Consider the following 13,249-nt stretch of genomic DNA (forward strand, 5'->3'; position numbering starts at 1 on the left):
GATGCCATGGCGAAGCCGACGAAGAAAAAGGTGAAGCAGCCCCTGCAGGCGGCAAATGTCTGCTGGTTTGACGTTCCCGCAGACGATCTGAAACGGGCAAAAAAGTTCTATACGTCGTTATTCGGTTGGAAATTTGCGAAGTTGTCCGCGGCCATCGCCGACTACTGGCACATCGACACCGGCGGAAAGGATGCCTCGCCGGACGGCGGGCTCTTACCCCGCATGCATCCCGGGCACACCATTACGGTCTACGTAACCGTCCCATCGGTGGACAAGGCCCTGGCCAAAGTCCAGAAACTCGGCGGCACGGTTTGCAAGCCGAAGACCGCGGTGCCACACATGGGTTATTTCGCCATCTGCGAGGACACGGAACATAACGTCTTCGCCCTCTGGGAACCGAACGAGCGGGCTGCATAACGAAGACAGATCCACGGATCACTCATAGGAAACATGCCATGAAATACCTCTGCCTAATCTACCTTGAAGAGAAAACACTCCACGCCATACCCCAAAACGAGCGGGTCGCGCTCTCGAACGAGTCCATGGCCTACTGCGGTGAGCTGCAGAAGAACGGCCAGTTCATCGCGGCTTCGCCTCTGCACCCGGTAGAAACCGCCACGACGGTGCGGGTGCGAGGGGGAAAAGTCTCCACAACCGATGGGCCCTTTGCCGAAACGAAGGAACAGCTGGGCGGCTACTTGCTGATCGACGTCAAAGACCTGAACGATGCTGTACGGATCGCCTCGAAGTTTCCCGCAGCCCAGTACGGGAGCATCGAGGTGCGGCCGCTAAAAGAAGACGGCTGTGCGTAATCAGCGAACGATCGCGATCATGCCGGGAGTCATACCATGAAATTCTTGTTGATCGTGCATCATGACGAAGAGGCGTTCGAAAAGATCGAGAAAGAGACGCGACAGGCACTGCTCGCCGACTCTATCGAGTTGACCCATCAGCTTCATGCCGCAGGACAATACGTCCATGCCTCGCCGCTCCATCCGGCTGGTACCGCAGTGATTGTGAAAGTACGCGAGGGCAAACCGCTCGTGACCGACGGCCCCTTCATCGAAACGCGCGAGCAGATCGCAGGCTATTTCCTGATCGACGCGCGGAGTCTCAGCGAGGCGGTCGGGGTCGCCGTTCGGGTTCCTGGAGCGAGGATTGGAACCGTCGAGGTAAGGCCGCTGATCGAGATCACGGGATTGCCCGCAGCGGGAAGGTGCTGAGCTCAGAGGATTACATCCAGATACAAAACCGTTTCTTGCGAGATGTGACTCGATGCAAGGGAGCAACCGCCATGCCCACAATCACTCCGTTCTTATGGTTTGACGGCAGAGCCGAAGAGGCCGCCAGGTTCTATACGTCGATCTTCAAGGATTCGAAGATCGACAGCGTCTCGAAGATGTCCGCCACATTCCATCTCAATGGGCAACAGTTCATAGCCTTAAACGGCGGCCCGCAATTCCCCTTCACCGAGGCCATCTCCTTCTTCGTGGATTGCCAAACCCAGGAGGAAGTCGATGAGCTGTGGGAAACGCTCTCGGCCGGAGGTGAACCGAGACGTTGCGGTTGGCTAAAAGACAAATTCGGGGTGTCGTGGCAAATTATCCCATCTATATTGGGCGAGCTGTTGCAGGATGAGGATGACGCGAAATCCGACCGAGTCATGCGGGCCATGCTGCAGATGGACAAGATCGATATCCAAGGACTCCAGCAGGCCTATGAACACCCATAGAGTCGTCACGAATACATTCGACTGATTTGCGTACGAGGAGGGCTCACGATGCGATTCATGGTTCTGGTCAAAGCCACGAAGAATTCTGAGGCGGGCGTCATGCCGAGCGAACAGTTACTGACGGAGATGGGGAAGTTTAACGAAGCACTCATGAACGCCGGGGTACTACTGGCAGGCGAAGGCCTTCAGCCCAGCTCCACAGGCACTCGCGTGAAATTTTCAGGAACCACGCGCACCCTTATCGACGGTCCCTTCGCTGAGACGAAGGAGCTCATTGCCGGCTATTGGCTGTGGCAAGTGCAGTCGAAGGACGAGGCGATCGAATGGATCACGCGCTGCCAGAATCCGGCCGGCGACGGCAACGAAGGCGAGATTGAACTGCGTCAAGTCTTCGAAGCGGAAGACTTCGGGGCTGAGTTCACGCCTGAGTTGAAGGAGCAAGAGGAGCAGGTCCGGGCGCAGACTGCGCACAACAAGTAGGAGGGAGTCATGCTGAAGAACATCCTGATCCTCGCCGTGAGCCTCATCTCAGCCGCTCTCATGTATGCTGCGACCAAGCCCGATACGTTCCGGGTTCAACGGACGGCAACCATCGCGGCTCCGCCGGAGAATGTCTTCGGACTCATCCAAGATCTGCATCAGTGGGCCTCCTGGTCGCCCTGGGAAAAGATGGACCCGGCGATGAAGAAATCCTATAGCGGCGCGCCTCAGGGGGCGGGCGCCGCGCTCGACTGGGACGGCAATAACGATGTCGGTACAGGACGCATGGAGATCATCAGCACAGTTCCTTCATCACGGGTCGTAATCAAGCTCGACTTTCTGAAACCGTTTGAAGCCCATAACCAAGCGGAATTCACCGTGGAAGGCAGCGAGTCTGCGACAAGCGTGACCTGGGCCATGCATGGCCCGCAGCCCTTCATCATGAAGGTCATGGATCTGGTGATGGGCATGGACAAGATGGTCGGAAAAGACTTTGAAACCGGCTTGGCCAATCTGAAACAATTGGCTGAGAAATAAACCAAGGAGGCCGCCATGCGTATCATGAATCTCGCTATCACAACTCTGTGCCTGATGCTGACCGTCTCGCCGGCCCTCGCCAAAGAGAAGAAACACGAAAAGCCGATGGACCAGCAGGCAATGATGGAGCTCTGGAAGAAGCTGGCCCAGCCCGGCGAGCCGCACAAGTTGTTTGCCAGTCTGGCCGGAAGCTGGACGACGCAGACCAAAGAATGGATGGAACCGGGCAAGCCGCCGACGGAATCCACCGGAACCGCGGAAACAAAAATGCTGCTGGATGGACGATTTCTCTACCAGGAATACAACGCCCAGATGATGGGGCAGCCCTTCTCCGGTATCGGGATCGACGGATACGACAACGTGACCAAGAAATATGTCACCGCCTGGATCGACACCATGGGAACCGGGATCTTCTTCATGGAGGGCACGGCCAGCGCCGACGGCAAGACCATCACGTTGAAAGGGTCGCACCCTGAGCCGGGCGGCGGCAAGATGTCCCATCGCGCGGTCTGGAAGATCCAGGACGCCAACAACCAAACGTTCGAGATGTACGGGACGCACGGCCATGGTGGCAAGGAAATGAAGTTCCTCGAGATCGTCTATACCAGGAAATCGTGATGCCACAGCATTGACCTGGATAGGCCGACATGCTTGACTAGAGACCTTACACGTTTACCTAAGGAGGCTTCTTATGCAACGGACGATTGGCATGTTGGCATTGGCCCTGATGCTGACCGGGCTCAGTGGCTGTAGTTATCTATTCTATCCTCGTGCGGGCGACTACGCGACGCAGGCCAAAGGCGCAAGCGGCGTCGAGACGATGATCAATTTGACAAATATGATAGAAGCCACGGCGGCGAAAGCCAAGGGCGGCAAGGGCGTCGATACCGCGTTCGATGACCTTCACAACCAGCTCCACGCCCTCATGGATTCCTTCTGCGGGGTAACCGAGGCACAGTCGAAAACGCCGGCATACGACCTGGCCAAAACGCACAAAAAAGAACTCAGCGCCATATTTGGTCGGCTGTGGAAGTTCAAAGACGAGCAACCGCAGCGCGACCAGCATTTGGATCTCCTGAGCACCGAGTTGAAAGAATTGCGAGAGACATTACAAACCTTGAAGTAGTCGTCGATCGGAGGCCGGTAATGAAACTGTCGACCGCACCAGCCAGTAGCGGGGCCGTCACCTTGTTGATCGGCACCAGAAAAGGCGCATTCACACTGAAGAGCGACCGGACGAGGCGGACATGGAAACTCTCGGCTCCGATCTTCCTCGGCCACATCATCCATCACGTCGTGTGCGACCCGCGGGACCGCCGCACGATGTTGATGGCGGCCAGTACAGGGCATCTGGGACCGACGCTCTATCGTTCCACCAATGCCGGGAAAACCTGGAAGGAATCGCCGGCTCCGCCGGCCTTTCCCAAACTTCACGAAAGCGAGAAGGGCCGATCGGTGGGTCACACCTTCTGGCTGACGCCCTGCCACGCGAACGAACCGAACGCCTGGTACGCCGGCACCTCGCCGCAGGGCCTCTTCCGTTCCGATGACGGAGGGGTCACGTGGAAGCCGTTTTCCTCTATCAACGACGATCCGCAATACCGCGAGTGGATGGGCACGGTGCAGGACGGCACGCCGGACGGCCCGAAGCTGCACTCGATCCTCGTGGACCCGCGCGATCCCACACATCTCTACTTCGCCATGTCCGGCGGAGGCGTGCATGAATCTGTCGATGGCGGCAAGACCTTCGTGCCTCTGGTGCAGGGACTCGACATCGTGGAGGGGCTCGATCCCGCCGTCGTCACCTTCCACGATCCCCATTGCGTCCGGCTCTGTCCCAGCAATCCGGACCGGCTCTATCAGCAGAACCACTGCGGCATCTACCGCCTCGACCGGCCTTCGAATACCTGGGTACGGATCGGCAAGAACATGCCCAAGAAAACCGGCGATATCGGATTCCCCATGGTCCTGCACCCGCGTAATGCGGACATGGCCTGGGTCTTTCCCATGGACGGATCGACGGTGTGGCCGCGCGTGAGTCCCGGTGGCAAGCCCGCCGCGTTTACGACTAAGAACGCCGGCAAGAGTTGGACGCGCCAAGACAAAGGCTTCCCGAAGTCGGGCGCCTGGTGGACGGTGAAACGTCAGGCCATGACCCGCGACGCACATGATCCCGTCGGGCTCTATGTGGGCACGACGCAGGGTGAGATCTGGGCGAGCCGGAACGAGGGGGCGACCTGGGCCTGCATCGCCAGGCATCTGCCCGAAATCTATTCGGTCGAAGCGGTCGCACTCGGACGATGACGATCCATATCCCCAGCGCCTTGCGGTCCTATACGAAGCAGAAGGCTGAGGTGGAGGCTGAAGGCCGGACGCTGGCGGATATGGTGTCGGCATTGGATCAACGCTATCCTGGCATTCGATTCCGCATCATCACGGAACAGGATACAATCAGACCGCACATCAGAATTTTCGTGAACGACCAACAGCTCTCGCACCTGACTGCACCGCTTCAGCCTGAGGATCGGATCTACATCGTCTGCGCCCTCAGCGGCGGATAAGTCGGACTCGTCGTTCGTCAATGGTCATTCGTCACACGGAGAGAGGTAACCCATGGCTCCACAACCGACCGCACAGCAACTCATCGAGGGTCAACGTCAGGATTGGAACCGTGTCGCCGGCGGCTGGGAAAAGTGGGATCGCGTGTTCGACGAGCAGATGGCCTTTCTGAACCATCGGCTCATCGCCGACGCCCGCCTTCGCGCGGGTCTCCGCGTCCTCGATCTCGGCTCCGGAACCGGCTACCCCGCCCTGCTGGGCGCCCAAACTGTCGGAGCATCCGGCAGCGTGGTCGGCATAGATCTCGCCGAGCATATGCTGGCTGCCGCCGATCGAAAAGCCAAGCGTCTCGGCCTGACCAACGTCTCCTTCAAAACCGGCGACGTCACGACGCTGCCGTTTGAGCCCAACTCGTTCGACGCCATGACGAGTCGCTTCTGCCTGATGTTTCTCCCTGAGATTCCCAAAGCCGCATCAGAGATTGGACGGGTTCTGAAACCCGGAAGCTGGGTCGCAGCAGCTGTCTGGTCCGTGCCGGAAAAGAATCCTTCGATCGGACTCTCGATGGCCGCCATCAAACAAGTCATCGAGCTGCCACCGCCGGATCCAGCCGCCCCGGGGATTTTCAGATTGGCCAAACCGGGCGAGCTCGCCGGAATCTTTCAGCAGGTAGGATTGATCGATGTGACCGATCAGGAGTTCCTTGCGGAATGGTCCTATGCGTCGGCTGAGGAGTACTACACCAGCCTGATGGAAATCGCCGCGCCGGTCCAAAATTTGATGGCCAAGCTGACTAACGCGCAGAAACAAGACGTCAAGCAGCGCATCACTCAGGCCGCATCCAACTATATACGCGGTGGCCGCATCGTATTCCCGATGGCTGTGCGGATTGTCACAGCGCGCAAACCCCTCTGACCTCCGCCATGGTACCGAAACGAGACGGGTTTAGGGACTTCGTGCTGGATCAGCTCAGCGGGCTGCCAGGCCTGACCTCCCGTGCCATGTTCGGCGGATATGGACTTTACCAAGGAGACCGGTTCTTCGGGATCATCCACAAGGGCCGGCTCTACTTTAAAACCGATCGACTGACCGCACCTCACTATCGCGACCGGGGCATGAAGCCCTTCACACCCACGTCCACTCAGACGCTCAAGAATTACTACGAAGTTCCAGTCGATATCTTAGAATCGCCCGATGATCTCCTCACCTGGGCCTCTCAAGCCGCACAGGGATAACAATCCGCCGCATTCCTGACTCCAGCGGCTCCTCGTGACCGGAATGACTGAGAAAAAAATGGAGTTGCTCCCACTATTCATGATCACGCCAAGTCGGATCCCTTTATAATAATGAAATGAATCGACCGGACCGCACTCACCAGGAAACAACTCTGTGATCCACCCATTCAGGTCTCTTCTCCTCATGACGATGCTGAGCGCGGTCTTCTGTCAGATCGCCTGGGCCGATGGACGTCCGGCTCCGAAGAGTTTATGGCAGACGGTCCTGACTCCTCCCACGACCGATCAGCCGGTACCGAGAAGGCCCTGGGTACTCCGCGATCGGGAAATTGCGCTCGACCTCCCACTACTTCAAGTCTTAAAGGATGCCGGGGCCAGGCCCCATCCCAGGATCACCGTTGAGCTCTTTGACGGGATCAATCCCGAGCTGGATATCAGCTCGACCATCTCCCGCAGCAACGATACCGCCGTGATCCGCGGTACCTTCAAGTTGCCCACGAAGGGAGACTTTACCTTTGTCGTCAACGGGTCGCTGCTTGTCGGTACCATGCAGGTGGGCGACCGCCTCTACAAGACCGAACACATCACCAACGGCCGACTGCGGCTCCTTGAAATCGACTCCGACAAATTGCCGCCGGATTGAACCGCATCCCATTCTACCGATAGCGATTCCCTTTGTGCTATGCGACACTGATTTATGTCGACTCCACCATCGACAATCTGGACCATCGGCCATTCGACCAGACCGATCCACGAATTCATCGCTCTCCTGCACGCCCATGCCATCAACCTCCTCATCGACGTGCGAACCGTTCCACAATCGCGGCACAACACGCAGTTCAATACGGAGGCCCTCGCCAAGAGCCTGAAAACTTCCGGCCTCAACTATCTCCACATGTTGGCGCTTGGCGGCCTGCGAAAGCCCCGAAAAGATTCGATCAACGACGGATGGAGAAACGCCAGCTTTCGAGGCTATGCTGACTATATGCAGACGCCGGAATTCTTCGAAGCGTTAGAAACACTGATAGCTACCAGCCGATTGCACCCGACCGCCATCATGTGTGCCGAAGCCGTCCCCTGGCGCTGTCACCGATCCTTGATTGCCGATGCGCTGGCGAGCAGGGGCTGGACCGTCAGACACATCCTCTCGCCGGTCAAGGCAGATGAGCATCGGCTGACGCCATTCGCGATCATCAACGGAAACAGACTCGTCTACCCTCAACCGGTCGATCCTTTCGCTCCACCCCGGCTCTTCTGACGCCATGTGGTATGGATGGCTCGCAGACCTGACCCTGTGCGTACATGCCGGATTTGTTCTCTTCGTCATCGTCGGAGGGTTCTTGGCGTTGAAGTGGCCTCGTGCAGCCTGGCTGCACCTGCCGGCGGTTTTATGGGGTGCGACCGTCGAATTCACCGGCTGGATCTGCCCGCTCACACCGCTGGAAAATAGCCTGCGCGAACAGGCTGGCCAACAGGGCTATCGCGAGGACTTTCTCTCCCGCTACCTGTTGCCAACATTGTATCCCGACGGCTTGACTCGCGATACACAACTCATACTCGGCCTCGTCGTGCTCGTCGTCAATCTCTCGTTGTATGGATGGCTCTGGCGTCGATCTCAGAAACAACGGCCTTGACGGCACGGACAGCGGAGTATGGCTGTTCCGCTACCCACTGCCGTCGGACGACGTCTTCAGCAGCCGCTCCGCTCATCCTTTTTCCTATCATCGCCCTTTTCATCATCGCGCACAGCGGCCACAGGCTTTTGTCTGTGGCCTTCTCATCCGGCGGAGGCGGCATTGGAGGGTAAATCCATGTCCCTACATAGGCCTGCACAGCACCAGACATCCAAACAGGAATAGGCTCCGTAGGGAAAGTGAGATGAAAGAATAGCGGCCCACTTTTCCATGGGCCCACATACCACTATCAATAGGAGGGTCCACCATGCACAAGCAGTTTGCCTCGTCTCTTGCCTTCAGTGGATTGCTGCTCATCATGGGCGGCTGTAACACGACAGAATCGTCTGGTTCCAAGATGATGGCTGCCGAGACAAAGCCGGCAATGGCCCCCTCGATGGCGGCCCCGTCTGGCCCTGATGGCACCGTAGCCCTTCCCGCCGACTACAAGTTCTGGCCCAAGTTCCTGGTCGATATCCCAAAAGGCGAAGCCAAACAGGTGCGCGACATCTACATCAATCCAACCGGCGCGAGAACATCAGCAGGACAGAACTTTCCGAACGGTACGATCATGGTGATGGAGATCTACAAGGCCAAGATGGACGGCGACAAGCTGGCGACCGGCATGGATGGGAAGCCGGTGAAAGGCGACCTGGCGAAGGTGTTTGTGATGGGGAAGGAACAGGGCTGGGGCGACAAGCTCCCCGACGATCTGAAAAACGGCGATTGGGCCTACGCCGCCTATGACGCGACCAGCAAACCCCTGATGGAAGACTTCACGAAGTGCCGCGCCTGCCATATGCCGTTAGCGCAGAAGGATTTCGTACATCGGTACGATGAGTACTTCGAGAAGCGCGGACGGATGTAGAGAGACGTTCGAAAGGGGGGAGCCGCGAAGGCTCCGCGGCTCCCCCCTTCTTTTCGCAGATCCCCTCGTAAGAAACACCTCTTCCACACGACTCTCACAAGGCATGCCATTCGATAAATTGCCCGGATATACCGGAGTTGACGGACATGCGTCAGTATTGATACATGGAGAGCCATCCATCTCTCTACCCGACCGCGAGGAGACTATGCCCATAGACGAAATTGAGCAGAAAGTCAGCGAGCGCTATGCCAGGGCCGCCAGTATAGGTGAGCAGATGTGTTGCCCGACCAGTTACGACATGGCGAACCTTAAATCCTTCATCCCGGAAGAGGTCCTCAAGATCTCCTACGGATGCGGCACCCCGGCCGGGTTAAAAACGGTACGCCCCGGTGAAACGGTTCTGGACATCGGCTCGGGGGGCGGCATCGACTGTTTTGAAGCCTCGCGCCTCGTCGGTCCGACTGGTCGAGTAATCGGCATCGATATGACCGATACGATGCTGGAGATCGCCCGCAAGAACGCCGTCGTAGTCGCCACCAACCTTGGCTATCCCGCCTCCAATGTCGAGTTTAAGAAGGGGATGGCCGACGCCATGCCGGTGGCGGAGAATACGGTCGACTTGATCATCTCCAATTGTGTCATCAACCTTGCGCCCGATAAGCGGAAGGTGTTTCGAGAGATGTTCCGTGTCGCCAAGCCAAGCGGACGATTCACAGTTTCCGATATCGTGGCCGACCAGCCTGTCCCACAGTATTTGGTTCACGATGCGAAGAAATGGGGCGATTGCTTGTCCGGCGCCCTCACGCTCACCGACTATATGGAAGGCATGACCGACGCAGGGTTCGTCGGTCTTCATCTCATCACATCGTCACCCTGGCAGCGAATCGACGGTATCCATTTTTTCTCGGTCACCTTGACCGGCTACAAGCTGCCCGCGCAACTCCCAGCCGCCGCCCCCCGGTATGCGACGCTTCGCGGCCCCTTCAGTCGCGTGGTGGATGAACGAGGCACGGCCTACCTGCGCGGGATTCCTCAACCACTGACGCCGGACCTGGCCCTACTCCTCAGTCAGCCTCCCTTTGACTCCTTGTTTGTCTTCTCGCCCAATCCGTTCTGGCTGGACCGGGCCGATCCGCGCTGGGCCTCCGTGACTCCCTCACAGGACCCGTGCCTGTGGACAGGCGACTTCGCGCTCCTGGCCGGCCCATTCCTGGAAGCCTGCGATGACGACCACCACCTGTTCCGGCGCGGCGAGCCGGTCGAAATCTGCTCCAAAACGCGCAGGGTGCTCGAAACAGACGGCTATCGCTCGCACTTCGCCATACTCAATCGCGCCAGCGAACCGGCGACAGGTGACGCCGTCACCTGCGCCCCTGACGGAGGCTGCTGCTGAGACTCCCCGAGGAGGCATCACAGCAGTCATCTCTGTCGTCGGCTCAGAAACGATCCTCGGTATGATGAGCAGAACTCTATGGCGCTAACCCTGTTGGGACAACAGAGCCCCCTCGCCTCTTCGGCAGAGCAGTTGAGGCTGCTTGGAACCATCACAAGCGCGCCACCCTTTGAGACACAACTCGATCGGATGGGCCTGCTCCCGCTTCGCGCCACGGGAATCACCGTCTTTCAAATCAACGTCGGCAAACTCTGCAACCAGACCTGCCGCCATTGTCATGTGGATGCGGGACCGGATCGGACCGAGAGCATGTCCCGAGAAACGGCAGAGCTGTGCATTCAGGCTCTCGCCAAAACCGATATTCCTACGGTCGATATCACAGGGGGCGCGCCGGAACTGAACCCCAACTTTTGCTGGCTGGTCGAACAGGCTCGCACACTCGGTCGCCATGTGCTGGATCGCTGTAATCTTTCGGTGCTGCTGATTCCTTCACAGGCAAACTTAGCCGAATTCCTGGCCGCTCACCAGGTCGAGATTATCGCCTCACTCCCCTCCTATCAGGCCAGTCAAACCGATGCCCAACGGGGCGACGGAATTTTTCAGAAATCGATCGAGGCACTGCGCCTGCTGAATCGACTCGGCTATGGTCAGCCTGACAGCGGCCTCGCCCTAAACCTTGTCTACAATCCGGTGGGGGCTTTTCTTCCGCCCAAGCAAGGGGCCATCGAAGCGCAGTTTCGGAAAGAGCTCCGGGCCAGGTATGGCGTCGAGTTCAACCATCTCTACACGATCACCAACATGCCGGTGAGCCGATACTTGGAGTTTCTGGTGGAAAGCGGGAATTATGAGCAGTATATGGAGCGACTCGCCAACGCCTTCAACCCTGCCGCCGCTACCGGCGTCATGTGCCGCTATACGATCTCCGTCAGCTGGGATGGCAGACTTTATGACTGCGACTTCAACCAGATGCTGGATTTACCGGTCGCCCATGGCGCACCCACACACATCCGCGATTTCGATCCGGTGCAGCTGAATCAGCGCCAGATCACGACGGGCAACCATTGCTACGGCTGCACAGCCGGGACAGGCTCATCCTGCGGCGGCTCCGTCACGGCTTAACGTCCGACCTCTCTCCATCTGCCAGAAACTGTCAAATCGCCGCAGCAATCTCGTCGCGAACCAGGCGAAAGAGGAGCGAACGCACATCTGCGTCCGCAACCGCTGCCGGGTCGGCAAAACTCCAAAACTAGCCCTCTGCCATCTGACTTCGAGCCGAGTTCCCAGTGCAGAGGAATAGGACTCGTTCCTTCATGCGACCACCTCGGGCCTGAACCAATGCTTGGTTCGATTGCAGATCCCACAGACCGACAACATGACGGGCACTTCCACCAACACGCCCACCACAGTTGCCAAGGCTGCGCCGGACTCGGGGCCAAACAGCGCAATGGCTGTCGCCACTGCCAATTCGAAAAAGTTGCTGGCCCCGATCAACGCACCCGGTGCGGCGATCGCATAGGGCACATGAAACCGATACATGAGCCCATAGGCCAATGAGGCATTCAGATACACTTGCAGGAGGATCGGCACGGCAATCAACGCCACATGAACGGTCTTGCCCATGATGTTCTGGGATTGGAAGGCGAAGATGAAGGCCAGGGTGAGGAGCAAGGCGACGATGGTGACCGGGGCAAACTTCGGCAAGAGCACGTCTTCAAGCCACCGCTGGCCCTGTTGCCGCACGAGCCACATCCGAAGCCCCCACCCAATCGCCAGCGGAATCACGATGAAAGCCAGGACTGAGTAGAGCAAGACATCGAATGGAACAGCTAACGATGAAGCGCCACTCACCAACAGGCCGACAATCGGCGCAAAGAGCAGGAGCATGATGAGATCGTTCACGGATACCTGGACCAACGTATAGGCGGGGTCCCCATCCGTCAGATAGCTCCAGACAAATACCATCGCGGTGCAGGGCGCCGCGGCCAGAATGATCGTCCCCGCGATGTATTGATCGGCTTCGGTCGGTGTGATCCAGGCGGCAAAGACGACGCGGAAGAAGAACCAGGCGAAGAGGGCCATCGAAAACGGTTTGACCACCCAATTGACGAACAACGTAATCACGAGCCCGGTCGGACGCGTCCCAACGTGACGAATCGAGGCAAAATCGACCTTCATCATCATCGGCACGATCATCAGCCAAATCAGCACCGCAATCGGCAGGTTGATATGGCTGCCTTGACCGAACTCCATCGCCCTCAACGATTGGACAAGGTCCGGTGCCCCCTGTCCAATCACGATACCCACGATCATGCAGAGGGTTACCCAGATCGTCAGATACCGCTCAAAAGGGTTTAGCTGCTTCTCGACTACCGGCGGCGTGTGCATAGCGCGATCTCCAAGACATCAAGAATACTTGATTCATGAAACAAAAAAAGTTAACAGCGCGAGCTAGGCCGAACTGTTTTCCTGGTTGCTTTGAGCGATCCGACAAGCTCTTCAAGCTCCGCAACCGCTTCGGAATTGATGGCGTAATAGATCCAGCGGCCTTCCGGCCGATCGAGAATCAAGCCTGCGTCCTTCAATACTTTTAAATGAAAAGATAGACGCGACTGCCCGGTCTGAAGGGCATCGGTCAGTTCACAGACACACCGTTCCCCCTCCTTGAGCTGATCGAGAATATCCAGCCTGGTCTCATCTGCCAGCGCATGGCACAACTCGGCGGTTTTGGCCCGATTCTTCCCCGACAAGGTAAGCATCCCATCTTATACATCA

General features: G+C 57.9%; 20 protein-coding genes. 18 read left to right on the forward strand and 2 right to left on the reverse strand.

The annotated features are described in order from the left end of the window. Positions 1-6 precede the first annotated feature (6 nt). The 18 genes from Q7U76_09890 to arsS all read left to right on the forward strand — a co-directional run bounded on the left by Q7U76_09890 (position 7) and on the right by arsS (position 11,596). Entirely contained in the window at positions 7-417 is a 411-nt protein-coding gene (locus tag Q7U76_09890) for a VOC family protein (protein ID MDO8356687.1), read from the forward strand. 38 nt (positions 418-455) lie between these two features. Continuing rightward, the gene (locus Q7U76_09895) at positions 456-812 is read left to right on the forward strand and encodes a YciI family protein (GenBank protein ID MDO8356688.1); all 357 of its coding nucleotides are present in this window, start codon (positions 456-458) and stop codon (positions 810-812) included. Positions 813-848: 36 nt separating this feature from the next. After that, positions 849-1,223: a YciI family protein gene (locus Q7U76_09900; GenBank protein ID MDO8356689.1), complete on the forward strand. Its 375-nt coding sequence runs from the start codon at positions 849-851 to the stop codon at positions 1,221-1,223. Positions 1,224-1,294: 71 nt separating this feature from the next. Further along, positions 1,295-1,732 carry a VOC family protein gene (locus Q7U76_09905; protein ID MDO8356690.1) on the forward strand — a complete coding sequence of 146 codons (438 nt, stop codon included), beginning with the start codon at positions 1,295-1,297 and terminating at the stop codon, positions 1,730-1,732. Positions 1,733-1,780: 48 nt separating this feature from the next. Continuing rightward, entirely contained in the window at positions 1,781-2,212 is a 432-nt protein-coding gene (locus Q7U76_09910) for a YciI family protein (protein MDO8356691.1), read from the forward strand. Positions 2,213-2,221: 9 nt separating this feature from the next. Beyond that, positions 2,222-2,749 carry an SRPBCC family protein gene (locus Q7U76_09915; GenBank protein MDO8356692.1) on the forward strand — a complete coding sequence of 176 codons (528 nt, stop codon included), beginning with the start codon at positions 2,222-2,224 and terminating at the stop codon, positions 2,747-2,749. A gap of 15 nt (positions 2,750-2,764) precedes the next feature. Beyond that, positions 2,765-3,367, forward strand: a complete 603-nt coding sequence (locus tag Q7U76_09920) for a DUF1579 domain-containing protein (protein ID MDO8356693.1) — start codon at positions 2,765-2,767, stop codon at positions 3,365-3,367. Positions 3,368-3,440: 73 nt separating this feature from the next. Beyond that, positions 3,441-3,875 (forward strand): hypothetical protein, encoded by a 435-nt coding sequence (locus tag Q7U76_09925; protein ID MDO8356694.1) that lies wholly within the window; start codon positions 3,441-3,443, stop codon positions 3,873-3,875. 20 nt (positions 3,876-3,895) lie between these two features. Continuing rightward, positions 3,896-5,053 carry a glycosyl hydrolase gene (locus Q7U76_09930; protein ID MDO8356695.1) on the forward strand — a complete coding sequence of 386 codons (1,158 nt, stop codon included), beginning with the start codon at positions 3,896-3,898 and terminating at the stop codon, positions 5,051-5,053. Further along, positions 5,050-5,310 (forward strand): MoaD/ThiS family protein, encoded by a 261-nt coding sequence (locus tag Q7U76_09935; GenBank protein ID MDO8356696.1) that lies wholly within the window; start codon positions 5,050-5,052, stop codon positions 5,308-5,310. Before Q7U76_09930 ends, Q7U76_09935 begins: the two co-directional genes overlap by 4 nt. A gap of 52 nt (positions 5,311-5,362) precedes the next feature. Beyond that, the gene (locus Q7U76_09940) at positions 5,363-6,223 is read left to right on the forward strand and encodes a methyltransferase domain-containing protein (protein MDO8356697.1); all 861 of its coding nucleotides are present in this window, start codon (positions 5,363-5,365) and stop codon (positions 6,221-6,223) included. 8 nt (positions 6,224-6,231) lie between these two features. Next, entirely contained in the window at positions 6,232-6,543 is a 312-nt protein-coding gene (locus tag Q7U76_09945; GenBank protein ID MDO8356698.1) for a TfoX/Sxy family protein, read from the forward strand. A gap of 184 nt (positions 6,544-6,727) precedes the next feature. Then, complete coding sequence (locus Q7U76_09950) at positions 6,728-7,186, forward strand: hypothetical protein (GenBank protein ID MDO8356699.1); 459 nt, start codon at positions 6,728-6,730, stop codon at positions 7,184-7,186. A gap of 54 nt (positions 7,187-7,240) precedes the next feature. Next, complete coding sequence (locus Q7U76_09955) at positions 7,241-7,801, forward strand: DUF488 domain-containing protein (GenBank protein ID MDO8356700.1); 561 nt, start codon at positions 7,241-7,243, stop codon at positions 7,799-7,801. A 4-nt stretch (positions 7,802-7,805) separates the two neighbouring features. Next, on the forward strand, positions 7,806-8,177 hold the full coding sequence (locus Q7U76_09960; protein MDO8356701.1) for a DUF2784 domain-containing protein: 372 nt from the start codon (positions 7,806-7,808) through the stop codon (positions 8,175-8,177). 307 nt (positions 8,178-8,484) lie between these two features. Beyond that, positions 8,485-9,084: a cytochrome P460 family protein gene (locus Q7U76_09965; GenBank protein ID MDO8356702.1), complete on the forward strand. Its 600-nt coding sequence runs from the start codon at positions 8,485-8,487 to the stop codon at positions 9,082-9,084. Positions 9,085-9,289: 205 nt separating this feature from the next. Continuing rightward, positions 9,290-10,477, forward strand: coding sequence for a methyltransferase domain-containing protein (locus tag Q7U76_09970; protein MDO8356703.1), 1,188 nt, complete (start codon positions 9,290-9,292; stop codon positions 10,475-10,477). Positions 10,478-10,555: 78 nt separating this feature from the next. Next, positions 10,556-11,596, forward strand: coding sequence for an arsenosugar biosynthesis radical SAM protein ArsS (arsS, locus tag Q7U76_09975; protein ID MDO8356704.1), 1,041 nt, complete (start codon positions 10,556-10,558; stop codon positions 11,594-11,596). Positions 11,597-11,785: 189 nt separating this feature from the next. On the opposite strand, the gene arsB is transcribed toward arsS, so the two are convergent. Together arsB and Q7U76_09985 are read right to left on the reverse strand one after the other, a co-directional pair. Then, entirely contained in the window at positions 11,786-12,862 is a 1,077-nt protein-coding gene (gene arsB, locus Q7U76_09980; GenBank protein ID MDO8356705.1) for an ACR3 family arsenite efflux transporter, read from the reverse strand. 50 nt (positions 12,863-12,912) lie between these two features. Then, the gene (locus Q7U76_09985; protein ID MDO8356706.1) at positions 12,913-13,233 is read right to left on the reverse strand and encodes a metalloregulator ArsR/SmtB family transcription factor; all 321 of its coding nucleotides are present in this window, start codon (positions 13,231-13,233) and stop codon (positions 12,913-12,915) included. Between the last annotated feature and the right edge of the window lie 16 nt (positions 13,234-13,249).

Source organism: Nitrospirota bacterium (assembly GCA_030645475.1).
In the GTDB taxonomy this organism is placed as follows: domain Bacteria; phylum Nitrospirota; class Nitrospiria; order Nitrospirales; family Nitrospiraceae; genus Palsa-1315.